The sequence below is a fragment of the Vagococcus proximus genome (genome assembly GCF_029143285.1).
GTDB classification, from domain to species: Bacteria; Bacillota; Bacilli; order Lactobacillales; family Vagococcaceae; genus Vagococcus_D; species Vagococcus_D proximus.
In genome coordinates, this window is sequence record NZ_JAPDSH010000005.1 from 143,904 (window position 1) to 163,289 (window position 19,386).

The 19,386-nt window shown below is 34.8% G+C and carries 17 protein-coding genes; all 17 read left to right on the forward strand.

Annotated features, from left to right (window positions below; genetic code table 11):
• The first annotated feature begins 439 nt into the window (after positions 1-439).
• The gene (locus OL233_RS07880; protein WP_275471788.1) at positions 440-3,901 is read left to right on the forward strand and encodes an L-type lectin-domain containing protein; all 3,462 of its coding nucleotides are present in this window, start codon (positions 440-442) and stop codon (positions 3,899-3,901) included.
• Positions 3,888-4,271: an EF2685/EF0750 family sortase-dependent surface protein gene (locus OL233_RS07885; protein ID WP_275471789.1), complete on the forward strand. Its 384-nt coding sequence runs from the start codon at positions 3,888-3,890 to the stop codon at positions 4,269-4,271. Before OL233_RS07880 ends, OL233_RS07885 begins: the two co-directional genes overlap by 14 nt.
• Positions 4,272-4,273: 2 nt before the next feature.
• Complete coding sequence (locus OL233_RS07890; RefSeq protein ID WP_275471790.1) at positions 4,274-5,083, forward strand: WxL domain-containing protein; 810 nt, start codon at positions 4,274-4,276, stop codon at positions 5,081-5,083.
• A 48-nt stretch (positions 5,084-5,131) separates the two neighbouring features.
• Positions 5,132-6,160: a DUF3324 domain-containing protein gene (locus OL233_RS07895; RefSeq protein ID WP_275471791.1), complete on the forward strand. Its 1,029-nt coding sequence runs from the start codon at positions 5,132-5,134 to the stop codon at positions 6,158-6,160.
• A gap of 222 nt (positions 6,161-6,382) precedes the next feature.
• Entirely contained in the window at positions 6,383-7,363 is a 981-nt protein-coding gene (locus OL233_RS07900) for an acetylxylan esterase (protein WP_275471792.1), read from the forward strand.
• Positions 7,360-8,061 carry an N-acetylmannosamine-6-phosphate 2-epimerase gene (locus tag OL233_RS07905; RefSeq protein ID WP_275471793.1) on the forward strand — a complete coding sequence of 234 codons (702 nt, stop codon included), beginning with the start codon at positions 7,360-7,362 and terminating at the stop codon, positions 8,059-8,061. The genes OL233_RS07900 and OL233_RS07905 overlap by 4 nt, the downstream gene beginning before the upstream one ends.
• 83 nt (positions 8,062-8,144) lie before the next feature.
• The gene (locus OL233_RS07910) at positions 8,145-9,458 is read left to right on the forward strand and encodes an extracellular solute-binding protein (RefSeq protein WP_275471794.1); all 1,314 of its coding nucleotides are present in this window, start codon (positions 8,145-8,147) and stop codon (positions 9,456-9,458) included.
• A 94-nt stretch (positions 9,459-9,552) separates the two neighbouring features.
• Positions 9,553-10,440, forward strand: a complete 888-nt coding sequence (locus OL233_RS07915) for a carbohydrate ABC transporter permease (protein ID WP_275471795.1) — start codon at positions 9,553-9,555, stop codon at positions 10,438-10,440.
• A 68-nt stretch (positions 10,441-10,508) separates the two neighbouring features.
• Positions 10,509-11,339 (forward strand): carbohydrate ABC transporter permease, encoded by an 831-nt coding sequence (locus OL233_RS07920; RefSeq protein WP_275471796.1) that lies wholly within the window; start codon positions 10,509-10,511, stop codon positions 11,337-11,339.
• A gap of 29 nt (positions 11,340-11,368) precedes the next feature.
• A complete protein-coding gene (locus tag OL233_RS07925) occupies positions 11,369-12,013 on the forward strand; it encodes a YesL family protein (protein WP_275471797.1) in 645 nt (214 codons plus the stop codon).
• A 146-nt stretch (positions 12,014-12,159) separates the two neighbouring features.
• A complete protein-coding gene (locus OL233_RS07930; RefSeq protein ID WP_275471798.1) occupies positions 12,160-14,889 on the forward strand; it encodes a sialidase domain-containing protein in 2,730 nt (909 codons plus the stop codon).
• Between the two features lie 16 nt (positions 14,890-14,905).
• The gene (locus tag OL233_RS07935; protein WP_275471799.1) at positions 14,906-15,148 is read left to right on the forward strand and encodes a hypothetical protein; all 243 of its coding nucleotides are present in this window, start codon (positions 14,906-14,908) and stop codon (positions 15,146-15,148) included.
• On the forward strand, positions 15,145-15,696 hold the full coding sequence (locus tag OL233_RS07940; protein ID WP_275471800.1) for a signal peptidase I: 552 nt from the start codon (positions 15,145-15,147) through the stop codon (positions 15,694-15,696). Before OL233_RS07935 ends, OL233_RS07940 begins: the two co-directional genes overlap by 4 nt.
• Entirely contained in the window at positions 15,686-16,363 is a 678-nt protein-coding gene (locus OL233_RS07945) for a TasA family protein (RefSeq protein ID WP_275471801.1), read from the forward strand. Before OL233_RS07940 ends, OL233_RS07945 begins: the two co-directional genes overlap by 11 nt.
• A gap of 117 nt (positions 16,364-16,480) precedes the next feature.
• On the forward strand, positions 16,481-17,140 hold the full coding sequence (locus tag OL233_RS07950) for an HD domain-containing protein (RefSeq protein ID WP_275471802.1): 660 nt from the start codon (positions 16,481-16,483) through the stop codon (positions 17,138-17,140).
• Positions 17,141-17,726: 586 nt separating this feature from the next.
• Entirely contained in the window at positions 17,727-18,239 is a 513-nt protein-coding gene (locus tag OL233_RS07955; protein ID WP_275471803.1) for a signal peptidase I, read from the forward strand.
• Positions 18,240-18,274: 35 nt separating this feature from the next.
• Positions 18,275-19,345 (forward strand): BsaA family SipW-dependent biofilm matrix protein, encoded by a 1,071-nt coding sequence (locus tag OL233_RS07960; protein ID WP_275471804.1) that lies wholly within the window; start codon positions 18,275-18,277, stop codon positions 19,343-19,345.
• The last annotated feature ends 41 nt before the right edge of the window (positions 19,346-19,386 follow it).

The window sequence follows — 19,386 nt, forward strand, 5'->3', positions numbered from 1 at the left end:
AAAAGATGCGCATTTGCGCATCTTTTTTTTGTAATTAAACAGGATAAAAAGGAGGAATTGTCTCTTTAAAAATTGGTGACATGTAAAATCGACATGTTTTTCAGTCTGGTTCAATAAAGGGTGGGTATTGGATTTTATTTTCATTTTTGTGTTTTTGTATGAGTCAAATTCAGACTTTATATATATATATATGGCGTATTTAATACGTATTTTATAATAAATTAATTAAATATAGATTAAAAAATACTCATTTCACAGATGATAGATGAGGTGAAAACAGCGGTTTTTATATGAATTAAATAGATTATAATAAATCGGATAATTGAAATTAGTGTTATTTTTCTCATGAGTTATTGTTTGCAAAAATTAATTAATGGGGATAATATGAAAATATAATAAGTCGTATTTTGTGAATTAAAAATAAGGAAGGAGGGAAAATGTGTATAAAAAAATACTTAAAGGTTCGTTTGTTTTCTGTTTGTTTTCAAATTGCATGTTAAGTTCAGGTTCAGTTATGGCGTTAGCAGAAGATAATCTTAAAATTATCCAAGGTGAGGAAAAAGTAAATTCATCAGTTTCTTTTGAAAATGAAAGCAAAGAAAATCTTATTTCATTTTTCACAAAAATAGTAAAAAAATTAAAGAATCCACATAATTTCGAAAAGGAAAAAAACGAAATACTCGATTTTGTTTCAAAAACAGAAAAAATGTCTTCTAAAGATGTTTTTAAGAATGTTAGTTCAATTAAAATTGATAATGAGGATGATTCACAGTTTCAAGATGCTTATAAGCGATGTTTAGATTATGCGCGAGAAATTGATGGTAAATCAACGACTAATTTTTTGAAGAAGATGGATAACTTGATTGCAAAAGTGAATCTCGACACACCTTTACTTTATCCAACAAGAGTAGAAGAAGCGACTAAAATAAAAGAGATAGCTTCTCCTTCTAAAAAAAATGAAGATAAAATATCTCCAAAAAATAAAAAAAACACTAAAGGCATAGTGAAAGCAAGCGAAAAACCACTAGAAGAAATCGTTGCGGAAGCACCAGCCGGTCTTAGAACAGATGATATTTTTAGAAGAGCAGATACACAAAATAATAAAGCACAAGTTCTCCATAATGATAAAACGAATACGGATGTGGTAATCGTTACAGATGGTTCCCAAAGTCAGGTGGGATCAATTTGGTCAACGCCAGGCTATCGAATTGATTTAACGAAATCCTTTCATGCTAAGATGAAACTTTATTTCGGACAAAAAGAAGCAGATGCAGCAGATGGTATGGCGTTTGTCCTTCAAAATGATCCACAATTTATTGATTCTAACGGTAATAGTAATGCACTTGGTAAAGATAGTGGAGGAGCATCGCTTGGTTTGATGGGACGTTCATCGGAAAAAAAGGATAAGCCCTGGGAAAATGCCATACAAAATAGTTATGCAGTTGAGTTTGATACACATAAAAATAGTGGTGGACTAGATAGACCGACAGGAGAAGGCGCAGATCCAGCTGACTTTCATATCGCAGGTTATTACCCATCATTGATTGCTTCGTATAAAGGCAGCAATCCCCCTAGTTTGTATCACGCAAGGTACAGTAACAATTTCAAAACAATGAATTTTGATGCTAAACATCATCAGGCAAATGGATCGTGGCATGATTTTGAAATCAATTATGATAAGAAAAAGAATGATGATGGGACTACCAGTTATGCTTTAAGTTATACTTTTACAGATAATGATGGTGATAAACACACAGATACGTTATTTGAAGATAAAAATGAGTGGGCAACCGAGGAACTAAAAAATGAGTACCCAAATGATTCTTTAGAACTTAATCGTCTTGGTGTCAGTGAAGATAATCCGTATATATACTGGGGATTTACCGGTGCAACAGGAAGCAATGCCTCTGTTAATGCGATTGTTTTTGAAGAACTACCTGATTTAGGTGGGACGAAACAAGTACAGGATGTCAAAAAAGTTTCTAAAGAGGAAGAATCGGTTAATCACACAACAGATATCGTCAAGTCTGGCGATGAATTGTTTTATGAGTATCAAATTGATTATGACGGTGGAAAACAAAAGCTTAATAGGTTACATGTTAATGCGTCACTTAACGAATACAACAGTTTAGCTAAAGAGGGACTTACTCAAGAAGAAAAAGATAAAATTAAAGTGACGTATACACATTATGATGGCAGTAAGCTTGAAGCTAAGCCAGAAGATTTTGATGTGATAACGGATAAAGGGTCTATTCAGTTTGATGGGCTTGGTCCCCTTGGTCCAGAAAGTGATAAACATTACTTTAAGAGCATCACTATTAGAGTTCCTTTTATTGCAGATAAAACTTTAAAATTAACTGAGCCGACGGTTGTAAAAGATAATTTTAAAGTCAGACAAGATGGTTATAAAGGGGATTTAGTGAAGTCTATTGTTAAACAAAGTAGTGTCGAATATACAATTAATCCTTTTGAAGAAGGCTTTAAGCTCGCTACTATTTCTGATAGAAAAACGAACTTGAAAGAAGGCAGCGAAACCTCTCCGATTGAAAAGCCAACAACTCAACTAGATGGCATGGTAAGAATTGCTAATTTTAATGAATCAGAGAATTATAAAGTTAGAATCAGTGGCATTAAGACAAAAGCTGGAGAAGCAAAAGTAGTTGAAACGCCTGTAGTTAAGGAAGATACGGATTATTCATTCTTATATGGGTTACAAGAAGATGACCTTTTAATTGCAGATTCAACGGTAACGTATGAGTTAGTTAATGGCAAAGGTGAGGTTTTATTCTCAGAGAAGTTAGTTGTGCTAGATGGAACACCTCCTGAGGGAGAATTGCATCCAGAAGTCTTTACTGAAGTTGGAAAGGTTCCTGAAAAAGCGGCTATCTTTGTTAAAACTAAATCTGATTCAAATCCAAGTCTTACAGAGGATGATATTAAAGTGAGCTATCAAGATATGAGCAAGCTTGAAGAGGCTGTTAAGACGGCAACCGCTAAGGATGAAAAACGTCAAGTAGATGTAATCCTAACAGATAAAGCAGGGAATACTCGTAGTATTGGTAAAGAAAATTTAACGGTTCTCGATTTGGAAACAAATCCTTGGATGGAGACGAAAGATTTAACCCTACAATCGAAAGATTTAATCAAAAATGCTCCAGAAATAAACGAACCTAATCCAGATCGTGAATTGATTTCACCAGATGATTTGAGGGAAGTGTTATTAAAAGGGGTAACGGTTAAAATGTTAGACCCTTCTGTCGGGCAAATAGTAGATGTTCCAATGGATACTATTACTATTACAGGTTTGCCAGAAACGGGATACCAACCAGGAATATATATACTTACAGCTAAAGGGACGGTTAATAAAACAGACCTTGAAGGAACGTTTAAGCTCACTGTAACTGATGGTAAATTATCATTAAGTGTATCGAATAATCTGGATTATGAAGTAAAGATTAATTCGGAACAACATAAACGAATGCAAGCTGGTCAATCTTCTAAATTGACTGTTGAAGATGGACGTTATGCAGCGGACGGTTGGGGACTTTCAGTCTCAGCCACACAATTCTCAAAAGATGAAAAAAAAGTTGAACGTTCAGCTATTGATTTAATGGCAAATGATTTAACAACAGGTGAAATTAAAACAGACTCACTATTACTTGATGGCGGATATCGTTTAGAAAATCAAAGTATGAAGAAATTAGAGTCAGATTTAGCGAATCCGAACGATTTATTTTCTGTTGAACTAGAATTAACAAACCCAAGCTCATCTTGGGCGAGAGCAAATGAATCTTATAAAACAACACTAAATTGGAATGTGACACCAGTTAAGAGCAAAGAAATCGATCATTTAACATTTGCAACACCGGTTAAAAAGGGGGATCAACATGGAAAAGATTAGAACCTTTTTAATAAGCTGTTTAATGATTTTTGGGGTAGCGAACACGGTGATGATAGCACAGGCAGAAGAGCAGGACGGGGTAGCGACAGACGTAGGCGTTAGTTTTTTAAATGATGGTCCAACTTACCCGGCTCTGCCAACACCACCACCCGCTTTACCAACACCACCGAAAGGCGATGGAGGTTCGGGCCAACACTTGTCTTGGACTAATACAGGTTCGACTACTAATCGTCCCGGCTGGTTACCCCAAACAGGTGAAAAAGAATCAATGTATTGGATTATTATAGGGAGCTTGATCATTAGTGCGACTCTCTTCGTAATATATATAAAGAAAATTAAAATAAAAACTACTTATAAAGGATGGGATTAATTATGAAAAAAGTATCAGGATTATTTTTAGCAGCATCACTATTAGCAACAACAGCAGTAGGTGTGGTTTCACATGCAGAGGAAAATAAAGACCCATTTAATGTTAAAACAGATGCAAAAGTTAACTTTATTCAAGATGATGAAGGAGTTACGCCGCCGACAGATCCAGAAGAACCAGGTAAACCAGTTGATCCAGGTGAAGGCGGTGAAGGTGGTACAGGTGGTAAAGGTGCATTACGTATTGACTGGGCACCAAGTTTTAATTTCGGAACTCAAAAAATTAAAAATGAAGGTAAAGATTTAGTATTACCAGCTATTCGTACGGCAGAACAAAAAACAGCTCACTTTGTACAAGTATCAGACTTACGTGGTGAAGATAATCCAACTTGGGATTTAGGTGTAACTGCAACAACTCTTCAAAGACAAGCTGAAGAAACTCCAGCACCTAAAACAGATTCTAAAGAAATTACAGGAGCAACAATTACTTTCACATCAGCTCCTATCTTTGCAGTAGGAACGACTGCTACACCAACTGAAGCACCAAGCTGGTCAACTCAAGTAATGAAGTTAGATCAAGGCGATCGTCAACAGTTAGTAACTGCATCAGGCGATGGTGCTCGTGGAACATGGTCTATGGGGATGTCAACAACACCCGGTGCTACTGAAAAACGAGAAGATGATAAGATTAATTTAGTTATTCCACAAAGTGAAATCGGAAAAATCAGAAAAGGAAGCTATAAAGCAGACTTAAACTGGAATTTAACAGGTGATGTAAAAGTAGAAGACACATTCATGTCACCAGTATCTAAATAAATAAAAAAACGAGACTTAGTCTCGTTTTTTCTGATATAAGGAGAAGCCATGAAAAAGATAAAAACAATTCTAGTCACTGTCATGAGCGTTGCCTTCTGTACAATGAGTATAGAAAGTACACAAGCTAATGAAAATAAATTACAATTTACACCGAAATTAATCCAATCAAAGGAAAAAATGGATGATTCGGAAACAGATTTTAAACTGAAGGTAAAACCTAATACGGATGTTTCATTTTCGGTAGACGTAACAAATGAGAGTAAAGAGCCAATAAAAATGGAAGCAGCTATTAAAGATGCCGCTACTAATAATCAAGGTAGCATTAATTATGCATCAGATAAAAAAGTAATCAATGATAAAGTATCACTTGAAAAAATTGCAGATTATCATGAAGAATTTGAGTTGAAGAGTCACGAGAAGAAAACGCTAAAAGTATCATTTAAAACACCAAAAGAACCTTTTGATGGGATAATTTTAGGGGGCTTATACATCGAACAAAAGCCAGATGAAAAAAGTAAAGAGATGATTCGTAATGCCTTTTCTTACACGGTTCCTGTTATTTTAGTTGAGTCAGAAAAAAATATTGATGCAAACTTAACCTTCAAAAGTGTGACACCTGAGTTGACAGGCGGTCGCAATGCCTTGAAAGTAAGTTTAAATAATCCTGTATATAATATTTTACCTGATGCTTTCTACGAGGTAAATGTCACTAAAAAAGGTGAGGATAAGTCATTATATAAGGATGAGCTAAAAGGGATGAGTTTTGCACCGAATAGCACATTTGATCATTATATTTTAATGGGACAAGACAACTACCAAGCTGGTGATTATACAGCTCATATTAAGGTGAGTTCGGACTACGGCGAGTGGGAGTGGAATGAAGATTTCTCTATTAAGAGCCAAACAGCTAAGGATTTAAATGAAAAATCAGTAAGTGTTAAACGTATGAGTACACTAATGAAAGTCATGATTGGCTTAATTATTTTATTAATACTCATTATTATTATTGTAATTACTATGATGCGTAGAAAGTTAAAAAAAATCGAAAAAATTCGTGAAATTGAGACTGGTAATTAAAAAGAAACCGTTACGGTTTCTTTTTTTTGAATGAAATTTCGTTAACCGATTATTTGAACAAACAAACATGTTATATTGGCGTAGTGATAATAGAGCGGGGTTCTTTTATTTATATAACGACTCAACTAAGAAAAAAAATATCTCTATAAAACTATTGCAAAAATAATTTTCATGTTATATACTCCTAAGTGAAAGCGTTATCAAAAAATAAGGAGGGTGTAAATGATAGAGACAATGCCTCAACTTGAGATGGAAGGGTATAAGGGTCAAGACACAATACCACAAAATTTCTCTTTTTTTTGGGACGATGTAGTGTCTGCAATTAATCAATATGAATTAAGTTACAAGTTAGTTCCTAAGCCATTAGGATTCGATTTTGTAGATTGTTATGAGTTGTTTTTTAATGCGCTGGATGGTTCGGAAATTTATGCAAAAGTTAGTTTTCCTAAAAAAGAAAAGTGTCCGATTATATTTAAATTTCATGGCTATCAAGGTCAATCATCAGACTGGTCTGAAAGTTTTAAATATATCGCAGCAGGTATTGGAGTTGTAATGATGGATGTAAGAGGCCAATCAGGAAAATCAACTGACCATTCTATTCATAGTGGTAATACAGTTAAAGGACATATTATTAGAGGGGTGCAGGATGGGCCAGATAACTTGTTTTATAAAAATGTGTATGAAGATAGCTTAATTTTGATGAGAATTATTAGTCAACTTCCACAGGTAGATGAAACAAATTTAATGACTTTAGGTGACTCTCAAGGTGGTGCGTTAGCACTTGTATCAGCAGCTCTAAATCCAGAGATAAAGCGAGTATTCTCAGTTTACCCATTCCTTTCAGATTTTAGACGTGTTCTACAACTTAACTATGATACAGAAGCATATGATGAATTACATCGTTATTTTAAATTTTCTGATCCCTTATATGAGACAGAATCAATATTTTTTGAAACATTAGGATATATCGATGTGAAAAATTTTGCCTCTCGTATTAGAGGTGAAATAACGATGGTATGTGGTTTGCAAGATGATGTGTGTCCTCCTTCCACTCAATATGCTATATATAATAGGTTACGGTGTAAAAAGAAACTTTATATTTTACCGGAATATGGGCACGAGTCACTTAATGTAAAAATACCTGATTTGATTTTTAATTGGGCAGTCAACAAAGATAAGTTAAATGAGGAGGAAGTCAAATGAAGGAAAGTGTTATGGAATCAGTAAGAGGAGGATTGATTGTATCCTGTCAAGCTTTGCCTGAAGAGCCACTTCATAGCTCTTTTATAATGTCCCGTATGGCCAAAGCAGCAAAAGAATCAGGAGCAGTTGGTATTCGTGCCAATTCTATAGTAGATATCCAAGCTATAAGAGATGTCGTCACATTACCGACTATAGGTATTATAAAAAAAGTATACTCAGAATCAGACGTTTTTATAACGCCAACATTGAAAGAGGTTCGTCAAGTTTGTGCTACAGGATGTGAGATTGTCGCGATGGATGCTACTATTCATTCTCGGCCTAATGGTGAAAATCTTCAAGATATCGTGGGAACGATTCGTGAAGAGTATCCAGATACTATACTTATGGCAGATACCGGCTCAATTGAAGATGTTGAATTTGCGATTAAATTAGGTTTTGATATTATTGGGACAACATTATATGGCTATACGACTGAAACAGAGGGGTGTGATGTGTCGATGAATGATTTTGCTTACCTAAAAGAAGTGTTAGCGATAACTGATTTACCTGTTATAGCTGAAGGGAAAATTGATACCCCAGAAAAGGCGAAAAGAGTAATGGAGTTAGGATGTCTTGCTGTTGTAAGTGGTGGAGCGATTACTAGACCACAAGAGATTACTCGGAAATTTGTAGCTGCAATTGGTTCTGTTAATAATTAAATGTAAGCGATTAACCATTTGACTTTTAAGACAAGAAGAATGGTCGTAAATAAAAAGAAGTTAATAATAGGAGGTAGTAGGATATGAAAAAGTTAGTATCAGGTCTTTTATTAGGAACATTGGCGTTGACGCTTGGAGCGTGTGGTGGAGAAAAGCAGGAAGAACCTAAGAAACAAGCAAATGCAAATCAAACAGAAATTAGTTGGTGGGCTTTCCCGACCTTCACACAAGAAAAAGCAAGTGATGCAGTAGGAACTTGGGAAAAAAATATTATTAAAGCGTTCGAAGAAAAAAACCCAGATATTAAAGTGAATCTAGAAACCGTTGATTTTACAGCAGGACCTGAAAAAATAACAACAGCAATTGAAGCTGGGACTATGGCGGATGTTTTATTTGATGCACCAGGTCGTATTGTGACATATGGTAAAGCGGGTAAGTTGGCAAAATTAAATGATATGTTCACAGATGAGTTCGTGAAAGACGTTAATAATGAGGCTATTATCAAAGCAAGTAAAGCGGGTGATGATGCCTATATGTACCCAATTAGTTCAGCACCATTTTATATGGCATTTAACCGAAAAATGGTAGAAGATGCAGGCGTTTCAGATTTGGTTAAAGAAGGATGGACGACAGATGACTTTGTAAAAGTCTTAGAAAAATTAAAAGATAAAGGGTATACGCCAGGATCAGTTTTCGCAAATGGTCAAGGTGGAGATCAAGGACCACGTGCCTTCTTTGCAAACCTATATAGCAGTAGAATAACGAATGATGACATCACAGAGTATACAACAAATGATGAAAAATCTGTGAAATCTATGGAATTAATCCAAAAATTAATCAAAGATGGAAAAATGATGAATGGCTCTCAATATGACGGATCTGCAGATATTCAAAATTTTGCAAATGGTCAAACATCATTTACTATTTTATGGTCACCGGCACAACCTGCTACACAAGCACAATTATTAGAATCAAGTAAAGTAGATTACCTAGAAGTACCATTCCCATCAGAAGATGGTGTTCCTGAATTAGAGTACTTGGTAAATGGTTTTGCGGTATTTAATAATGGTGATGACAAAAAAGTAGATGCTTCTAAGAAATTCATTCAATTTGTTGCTGACGATAAAGAGTGGGGTCCTAAAAACGTTGTTAGAACAGGTTCATTCCCAGTCAGAGAATCATTTGGAGATGTTTATAAAGATAAACGTATGACAGAATTAGCATCGTGGACAAAATATTATTCTCCATATTACAACACAATTGATGGCTTTGCTGAAATGAGAACACTATGGTTCCCAATGGTTCAAGCTATTTCAAATGATGAAGTAAAACCAAAAGAAGCATTAGATGATTTTACTAAAAAAGCGAATGAAACAATAAAAAAAGCAGCAAAATAAAAAATTAAACTTCCTCACTTCTGATGACAAGAAGTGAGGAGATTTTAATAAGAGAGTTACTACAGGATGAAAACGAATGGGAGGTTCCCAAAGAATGAAAGTAAATAAATTAAAAATGCGCGAAACGATGGTGTCGTATGCCTTTCTGGCACCTATCTTGATCTTTTTTCTGATTTTTGTATTGACGCCTATGATCATGGGATTTGTAACAAGTTTTTTCAACTATACAATGACAGATTTTACATTTATTGGACTAGATAATTATGTTCGGATGTTCAAGGATGAGATTTTTATAAAGTCATTAATCAATACGTTGATTATAGTGGTAGGATCAGTTCCAATAGTTGTACTGTTTTCCTTATTTGTTGCCTCACAAACTTATGAAAAACATGTTATTACAAGAACATTTTTTAGAAGTGTTTTCTTCTTACCTGTGGTCACAGGGAGTGTGGCAGTAACAGTTGTATGGAAATGGATTTATGATCCAATGTCAGGGATTTTAAATTATTTATTAAAACAAACAGGTGTGATTGAACAGAATATAAGTTGGTTGGGAGATAAGCACTGGGCCTTATTGGCAATTATTATTATTTTACTAACAACTTCAGTAGGTCAGCCAATCATCCTTTACATTGCAGCTATGGGGAATATTGATGTTTCATTGATGGAGGCTGCTCGAATTGATGGTGCTAGTGAATTTCAAGTGTTTTGGAAAATAAAATGGCCAAGTTTATTACCAACAACGCTATATATTGTAATCATTACGACGATTAATTCGTTTCAATGTTTTGCCTTGATTCAACTTCTAACATCGGGTGGGCCAAACTATTCAACAAGTACACTGATGTATTACTTGTATGAGAAAGCCTTTAAACTTTCAGAGTATGGTTATGCGAATACAATGGGAGTATTCTTAGCTGTGCTAATTGCCTTTATTAGCTTTGCTCAAATGAAAATATTAGGAAACGATGTCGAATATTAAAAGATGCGTCTTATAAAAAAGAGTAATGTTAAGTTAACTTATACATTATTAGCAAGGAGGAATTAGAAATGACTAAGAAAAAAATGACGCCTTTTGACGTGCTTTCAACCATCATTTTGAGCCTGTTAACCATCATCTTTGTCTTCCCATTTTACTGGGTTATGACAGGGGCATTTAAAGCACAACCAGCGACAATTGCAATACCACCACAGTGGTGGCCAAGTGCTCCAACTTTAGAAAATTTCCAAAAATTATTGGTACAAAACCCAGCTGGAAAATGGTTATGGAACAGTATTGCTATTGCAGGTGCAACAATGATTTTAGTGTGTCTAACTTCGGCCTTAGCCGGTTATGTTTTAGCTAAAAAACGGTTCTATGGTCAAAAATTATTATTCTCAATGTTTATTGGTGCAATGGCACTTCCAAAACAAGTAGTTCTTGTTCCGTTAGTGAGAATTATTAATTTTATGGGGATACATGATACGCTAGCAGCTGTTATCTTACCATTGGTAGGCTGGCCATTTGGTGTTTTCTTAATGAAGCAATTCAGCGAAAACATACCAACAGAGTTATTAGAGTCCGCTAAAATTGATGGATGTGGTGAAATTAGAACTTTTGTTAGCGTAGCTTTTCCAATAGTTAAACCAGGATTTGCAGCACTTGCTATTTTCACATTTATCAATACATGGAATGATTATTTTATGCAGTTAGTGATGTTGAATTCGCGTGATAAATTAACAGTTTCATTAGGGGTAGCTACGATGCAAGCTGAGATGGCAACTAATTATGGTTTGATTATGGCAGGTGCAGTATTAGCTGCTGTTCCGATAGTTGCAGTTTTTCTAGCCTTCCAAAAATCCTTTACCCAAGGGATCACTATGGGAGCAGTTAAAGGCTAGGTTTATATTAAGTAGAGGGAGAGAGGCATATGATAAAAAGTGGTCAACGATTAGGTCAAAAATTATTCAGTGTTGACAATAAAGTCATGAGAGGATTTTCTGTTATTTTTGATTTGGTAATCCTGAATGTCCTTTTTCTTATTGGGTGTATGCCAATTTTCACGATTGGTGTTTCATTATCTTCGATGTATTCGGTTACATTAAAATTAGTGAAAAAGGAAAATGACTCAATCGTTAAGTTATTTATTAAAGCGTATAAAGATAATTTAAAGCAAGGGTTATTATATGGTATTTTAGCACTAGCTTTGATCATTTTCTTGTATATGGATCTCTTTTACCTTAGCTTATTATTTCCGACTTCCGTGGGAATGATTAAAATAATGATTATAGCATTAGCTATTATGATTTATCTTATTTATCTTTATATTTTCCCATTAATTGCAAGATATGAATTTAGTAGTAAAGAAGTTTACCAAACGGCTTTGAAGATTAGCTTGAGTAACTTACCTTGGAACCTTGTATTAGTGTCACTGAATTTACCGATTATCGCTATGTTTTTTATATCTGGTGTAAGCATGATAATCATGTGTTTAGTGATGATTGTCATAGGTTTTTCAGGATTGGCCTATAGCCAATCTGGAATATTTAGAAAGATATTTGAGAAGTACGAGTGATGCGTCAAAAGAATGCTAAAAACTTTAACCGCTTTTAACGGAGGGAAGGTTTTTGGCATTTTTTTTATAGATTGAAATGAGGTGATTGAGAGTTATATCGAGTACGACAAAAGGTAGTTGATTTTAAATTATGAAGGAGGTATTTTATGGCATCGCATAAAAAGAAGGCATTAGTTACACAAGGATTCGTTACACTTGTGAGTATGACACTCGTAGGAGGCGCAGTTAGTCCTCTCGTAGTTCTTGCAGATGATGAGAGAGTTAGTTTGACTAGTCATAGTTTACGAACCAACGGGACGATTTCTTCAAATGAGAAACTAGAAGTAAAAAATGATACTATTTTAGCGATTACTGAGAAAACACCGGTCAAACAACCTATTTCATATCCTGAATTGGTTGAGAAGACACGCTCTCTAAATGATATTACAATCAAGGTTCAATTTGTTCAAGAAGTAAGCGGTATAGGTTCAATCATTAGTTTTTCAAATAGCCAAGCAGGAAATGAACATTTTCATTTATACGCTAATGGGAGTTCAATTGGATATGAGTTGCGGGGATTAAAAGAGAGTGCAGATATCAGCGCTAGTGCATCAGGAATAAGAAGTACAGGTTTAAATACAGTGGCACTTACGGCCGATAGTCAATCTAAAACGTTTAAATTATTTGCTAATGGCAAACTAGTCTCAACACGAGAACTAACAAATGAGACATATCGTATGATTAAGGACATGGCTACTGGAGTAGATAGTGTTACAGTAGGCGCTACGCCAAGAATTGGTAATAATTATCCTTTCACAGGAACACTATTAGACTTAGAAGTAGTCGGGCAAGCATTAGGAGAAGAAGAGCTTCTTGCTTATACAAGTAAGACTGTTGGTCAGGGGGAAGATGAATTTGATTTCCCACATATTTTTGAAGCGACGGGTTCTGATTTTTACAGAATTCCGGCACTCTACACGTTGAATGATGGGACTGTAATGGGAGCAATCGATGCACGATTTGGAGGAGCTGCAGATTCACCAAATAATCTAGATACAGCAATAAATTTTTTAGACCCTAAGACAGAAGAGTGGGGTAAGGCAACGTTACCATTACATTTTGAGGATTATACAGATGAGCCTGGTTATGCTAAACCGAGTGCTTCTTTTATTGATCCAGTTATAGTTCAAGATGAACAAGATAAAATTTATATGGCAGTAGATGCATTCCCGTCAGGATTTGGTTATCCAAATGCCGCAACGGGATCAGGGATGAAAACAGTTAAAGGTGAAAAAGTTCTAGGGCTAGCTAAAAAGGGGAAAGATGTTAGAAAGTGGGCTAATTTTGAATACTATGTAAAAGATGGAATTGTATATGATAATGAAGATAAAGAGACTGAATATTCAGTTGATGAAGAGTTCCATTTATCAAAAAATGGAGTGCTTCTTTATGTTGATCAAAAACGACCAGATGGCTCATTAAGTGGTAAAAAGGTTCCGATGAGTATTTTTTATGCAGATGCAGAATTTAAAGTTTACGGAACATCCTATTTCTTTTTAGTAAGCAGTGAAGATGGTGGGAAAACCTGGAGTAAACCTGAGAATTTAAATTATTTAAAACGAGAACAGGATCGTTTTTGGGGGACAGGCCCGGGAAGAGGCCATTTAGTTAAGGTGGGTAAATATGCAGGTCGCATAATTATGCCAACCTATGATAGTCAAGATGGAGAACGTGTAAGTACAATTTACTCTGATGATCACGGTGAGACCTGGAAAAGAGGAAATCGTACAACTATGTCTAAAATAAATAGTCCAGGTAAATCAAGTGAATCTCAATTAATAGAATTGCCGGATGGAACGCTGCGCCTATATGCTCGAGGCAGTACGGGGTTTATTGGATATGGCGATAGTTTCGATGGAGGAGAGACATTCGAACCTTTAAAAGAAGATAAAGGGTTGGCCTATTGTGGTAATGTTATGATTTCTGTGATTAATTATGAGGGACTGATTGATGGTAAAAAAGCTCTTATCGCTTCAGCACCAGAAGGGGGAGGACGTAATAATGGTATAATCCGCATTGGTTTGATTAATGAGCCAAGTAAAGATGGGGAAGAATATACTGTTGATTGGAAGTATAAATACGCTGTTAATAAGGGCGGATTTGTATACAGTTGTCTCACTCAATTACCCAATGGAAAGATAGCACTTCTTTGGGAAAATGATCCGAATACGAAACCAGCGATTTACACAGAATATACGATTGACGAGTTAAAAAAAGGGAAGAGTGACATTTCAGAATTTAAGGTTTTGAATGATAAAGAAATTGAAGCAGGAAGTGAGATAGAAGTCTCGCTAATTTTGAAAAAGAAAATGGTTCCAGAACTTTCAGATTTTGAGTCGAGTCATTTAGAGTTACGAGCTCTTAATAGTGAAAGTAATAGAAGTAAGTTGGAATTTAGCTCATTTGATGAAGTGTCAAATCGTTTGATTTTTAAAGGACAAACCCCACAATCATTTACAGATTATACAGGGTCTATAAGACTATCAGAAAATGCAAAGCTCTTTACTTATAATGGCCTGTTTGTACCAAATGAAATGGATAGTTTGACTGTAGCTATTACAGGGAAAGAAGTAGTTGAAACTATTGATGTAGAAGCCGTTAAGTTAAATGTTGGCGCACTGACAACTTTGAAAAAAGGGAAGGACCTATCATTAAAGGTGGATATATCTCCTAAGAACGCAACTAATCAAAAAATAGATTGGGAAGTTGAAAAAGAAGAGATTATTAAGGTATCAGAAGAGGGCTTAGTAACAGGATTAAAAGCAGGAACTACGAAACTAACAGCAAGAAGTCATAACGGTAAAGAAGCGAGTGTTGTAATTCGTGTGACAAGATAAGAAGGAGGGGAAAAGCATGTCTAAAATAAAACGTATAGCTTTGGTGATTATAGTAATGAGTATAGGGTGTTTTTCCCCTTTTGTTACTCAAGCTATAGGCTTCTTTAGACAAGAAATCACGATACCATTAGTAGAATTAAAAGTGCCTAAAATTACAGAGTTTGATGATGATAGCCTTACAACTTCATCAGAGAGTATTGAAACTAAGCCTTCTATTTCAGACGAAGGATTTGAAGTAGAGGAGAGTATAGACCAGTGATTAATCAAGAAAGTGCTGTTATTAAAGGGGTAATTTTTGGTTGGAGAATATCAAAAGTTATTTATTTTGTTCTAATATCTTGTTTAATTATTGTATCAATTAGTATCAAACTGTCACTCTTTACAAGTTATTTTGGTTATCAAGGCCGTGTTATTTTAAGCAATAGTATGTCACCTCGTATATCAAGTGGCAGTTTAGTGCTTACAAAAGAAGTGACCATTGATGAAGTGTCTGTAGGAGATGTAATTGTGGTAGCTATCGGAGAGGTTTCTGTTGGTCATAGGGTGATTGAAAAATTTGATGATAGTAAAACAGTACGCTTAAAAACGCAAGGTGATGCTAATAAATCTCCAGATGATTTTTGGGTAACGGATGCAACCCTTAAAGAACAAGCGGTGTTATCTATTCCTTATTTAGGAATGTTTTTACTTAAACTGCAAACAGTTCGAGGAGGAATCGCAGCCATTTGTTTTCTACTATTTATGTATGTATTGGATTATTTTATTAAATTATTAGTTGATAAAGGAGATGGACAGTGTGATAAATAAAAAAAGAATGATAAGCTTAACCGCACTTGCCTTAATTTTACTAGCAATAGGCGGTACGTATGCGTGGTGGACAACATCAGTTTCAACTGACCAAAAAATATCAAATGGGAAGATGAGAATTGAAGCTGATTTTCCGGAATTACAAAATGAAGAGAATTATGAACCAGGGTTAACATCAGAAATTACTGGGAAAATAACAAATACAGGAACAATTGAAGCGATTGCTCGTGTTGAAAATAGCAGTTTAATAAAATTTGCTTATGCAGATGATAACCTGACACCTACGACAAATTCAGAATTTGTTCAAGATAAAGAGGGTGCAATTGGTTTAGCATTTGGTCCGGGTAATGATCAAGGTGTTTATTGGTTTAAAGATTCATCAGGTAATGCCTACGTATTATTTGAAGTGGGTGGCTATATAGATACGACGTTTACAGCACAATTTAACGGTGAGGTAATGGGGAATAAATATCAGGAAGCTGATATAAAAGTGGGAGCGAAATTAAAAGCAACTCAAGTTTTAGACGATGCAATGAAAGCTGAATTTGGTGTAACTTCCTCTGATTTAACAGATTATAGAGCAGCGAGACGTGCACGTTCATTGGGGCAGACATCGGTTGAAACAAAAGGGCAACAGAGGTTGAAAGAGTTAACAGCTAGGAAATAAGAGAAAAAACAGATTCTTAATTTAAGAATCTGTTTTTTTGTTGTTTATCTGTACGAGAATCAAGGAATAGGTCTATAATAAATATAGACTATAAGGCTAATTGAAAGGTAATAAATTATGATGAAATTAAATAAAAATGTTATAGAGTATGTAAAAAAAGAATTGGCTCATGATGTAACAGGACATGATTTTTATCATGCGGAACGTGTTGCTAAAAGAGCGGCTCGTTTGTATCGAGAAGAAACAAAGGAGGCACCTAATGCTGAGGGCGAAATGATAGTAGGGCTTGCCTCATATTTACATGATGTTATTGATGAAAAAGTAGTGGAAGACACAAAGGAAAATAGTAGAAAAATCACAGAGCTTTTAAAAGAAGAGGGGCTAAGTACGCCTCAAATTGACGATATTTTTTACATTATGGAGCACATGTCTTATTCTAAAAATTTAGATAAAAAATGCAAACTTAGTATAGCAGGACAATGTGTTCAGGATGCGGATAGGTTAGATGCATTAGGTGCTATAGGAATAGCTAGAGCTTTTTCTTATGGTGGTAGTCATAATAGAAAGATATATGACCCAACTGAAGAGAAGAGTAAAAATGAAACCTATGAATCGTATCGCAATCAGACTAGTTCATCTGTTGCTCATTTTTATGATAAGTTACTAGGGCTAGCTGATACGATGAATACACGATCAGGAAAAAAGTTAGCAGTTAAAAAAACAGAATTTATGACATCTTATTTAGCTCAGTTTATGGCTGAGTGGGATGGTGACTAGAAGAGCTACCTTTAGAGGTAGCTCTTTTTGTTTCACAAATTAAAATGATTTGGAATGAATACTCTAAATGAATCTGAAATGTTAGAAATTATTGGAGATAGCCTAGTAATAACAGTTGATAATCATAATGTTATGGGGGGATTGGCTCACGTATGGCAGAATTTGTAGAAAATGATTCCCCACGTAGAAGTAGCTCGATTGGGTGTTAAAGAATGCTTTACTCAAGTAGGTAAGATGGATTACCTTAAAAAGAATACGGTATGACAAGCCAAGATATCATCGATGCTGTGAAATCAGTAGTAGGGTAAAAAAGGGAAAATTTGGTTTTGTAGTGAACAATTGTGAGTTTTCCTTTAGTACAAATCGTTACAATAAACATAATTATTGTAAAAAAATATATTTTTAATAATTAAATAATCATTAGAATAGCATAGAAACAGGGAATATAGCTCATATTATATTTTTAAATGCTTATTTTTTGTTCAAAAAAAGAGTTTTTGTTATTTGGTTTAAAGGAGTAAAATCTTAATCAAATAAATGGTGCATCAAGGAGTTGATAGGATTGCCTTTTAGGGTGAAAAAGATAATGAATTATTTTGTTTTGGTATGTTTTATAGTGATTATCTCAGGTGTCTTGTTTTTTAAATTAGATTCATCAAGCCAACGTTCATTCTTTGGTTATCGTTTTTATTCAGTATTAAGTAACTCAATGAAAAAAACGAAGCCAGAACAACAAGGCAATTTTATTGCAGGAGATATGCTGATTGTAAAAATCACACCTCCAGAGGACATAAAGTTAGGAGATATCATGACATTTTATCCAAAAACAAAAGAGGAAAATTATGTGACTCATAGAGTTATAAAAGTAATTCCTCCAAAAAAAAGAGGAGAAATTAGCCATTTCATTACACAAGGAGATGCGAATAATTTAGCGGATGATGAGATTTCAGGTGAACAAGTTGTTGGGAAAGTCCTTTATACAATACCAAAGTTAGGATTAATGATGACTTTTGTTCAAATAAATATCGTTAAAATAATTATTTTCGTTTTATTTATGTGGGTAGCTATCGCCTTACTTAGATACTCTGTTTCTAAGTAGCGTTTTAGTATATAAATTGTAAGGGAGAGAATCAAATGAAGAAAAATGTAAACAAAAAGAAAGTAGCAGCAGGTGTAACAGGAGTAGCCGTTGTAGCATTATCAGCAGCGACATTTGCATGGTTCACATCAGAAGATGGCGTAGTCAATAAATTTAAAACAGGGGGAATTCCTGAAGATTCTGTCAAAATTTGGGAGATCTTTGATGAGCCTGATGAGTGGTTACCAGGACAAGATGTAGAGAAAAAAGTTGGTGTTGTTAATAATGGTAAAGGGGACGTTGTTGTACGTTTAGCATACAAAGAAGCGATTCAAAAGCTAATGGTGGATGCAGAGAATAAAGGTAAATTAGCTAAGAAATATGTAACAGATAAATCTGAAGTAACAAAAATGGATATCCAAATTCCATCTACTGATTATACACAAGCCAAATTAGGTTATAAATCATTAGAAGATTTAGGTCTTACTCTTGAAGGAGATGCTCTACCAGAGGGTGTCACAGTTTATGGTAAAGAAGTAGCGACTGGAAAAGAAGGCACTAAGAAATTCGTATTTGTAATTAATGAAGCTGTTTCAGGAGAAGAAGGAACTAACTATTACCTAATCGATGCTGACATTTCAATGAATGAAGATGGAAGTACGGTAGTTGTTAAATCACCAAAATATGTATACTATACTCAAAATGTATTAGTGGAAAAAGATTGGACAAAAGCACCAACACCAACAGATGCTAACACATCAGCATTAGATAATTTATTACATTATACGTATTCAGCTGACTTCTCAGGAACAACACCTGAAGTGGGTAAATGGGTTTATGATAGTGCCAAAGGTCAAAGTGGTGGTGAAGAAAAAACTCCAAAAGGTGAAAAATCTGATGGTGGTTGGTTCTACTATATGGATGTTCTTAAGAGTGGTTCTAAAACACCAGCATTGCTAGAATCCGTAACGTTAGATAAGTCTGCAGACAATACATACCAATTTATGGAATATGCTTTAGAAGTTCATATTGAAGCACTTCAAGCTACAAAAGCAGCAGTTGAAGATGCATTCAATCCAGTTAACCAATCAATCAAAGATACCTTATTATCAACAATGTCTGAGTAAGTTTTAGTCTATTTTATGGTCAGTACAGAAGGAGATGAGTG

Bases quoted from the DNA above. Each gene is read 5' to 3' on its own strand.
- OL233_RS07935 (WP_275471799.1), top strand. From the start codon at position 14,906: ATGTCTAAAATAAAACGTATAGCTTTGGTGATTATAGTAATGAGTATA.
- OL233_RS07915 (WP_275471795.1), top strand. From the start codon at position 9,553: ATGAAAGTAAATAAATTAAAAATGCGCGAAACGATGGTGTCGTATGCC.
- OL233_RS07960 (WP_275471804.1), top strand. From the start codon at position 18,275: ATGAAGAAAAATGTAAACAAAAAGAAAGTAGCAGCAGGTGTAACAGGA.
- OL233_RS07885 (WP_275471789.1), top strand. From the start codon at position 3,888: ATGGAAAAGATTAGAACCTTTTTAATAAGCTGTTTAATGATTTTTGGG.
- OL233_RS07900 (WP_275471792.1), top strand. From the start codon at position 6,383: ATGATAGAGACAATGCCTCAACTTGAGATGGAAGGGTATAAGGGTCAA.
- OL233_RS07920 (WP_275471796.1), top strand. From the start codon at position 10,509: ATGACTAAGAAAAAAATGACGCCTTTTGACGTGCTTTCAACCATCATT.
- OL233_RS07895 (WP_275471791.1), top strand. From the start codon at position 5,132: ATGAAAAAGATAAAAACAATTCTAGTCACTGTCATGAGCGTTGCCTTC.
- OL233_RS07890 (WP_275471790.1), top strand. From the start codon at position 4,274: ATGAAAAAAGTATCAGGATTATTTTTAGCAGCATCACTATTAGCAACA.
- OL233_RS07910 (WP_275471794.1), top strand. From the start codon at position 8,145: ATGAAAAAGTTAGTATCAGGTCTTTTATTAGGAACATTGGCGTTGACG.
- OL233_RS07955 (WP_275471803.1), top strand. From the start codon at position 17,727: ATGAATTATTTTGTTTTGGTATGTTTTATAGTGATTATCTCAGGTGTC.
- OL233_RS07925 (WP_275471797.1), top strand. From the start codon at position 11,369: ATGATAAAAAGTGGTCAACGATTAGGTCAAAAATTATTCAGTGTTGAC.
- OL233_RS07930 (WP_275471798.1), top strand. From the start codon at position 12,160: ATGGCATCGCATAAAAAGAAGGCATTAGTTACACAAGGATTCGTTACA.
- OL233_RS07950 (WP_275471802.1), top strand. From the start codon at position 16,481: ATGATGAAATTAAATAAAAATGTTATAGAGTATGTAAAAAAAGAATTG.
- OL233_RS07905 (WP_275471793.1), top strand. From the start codon at position 7,360: ATGAAGGAAAGTGTTATGGAATCAGTAAGAGGAGGATTGATTGTATCC.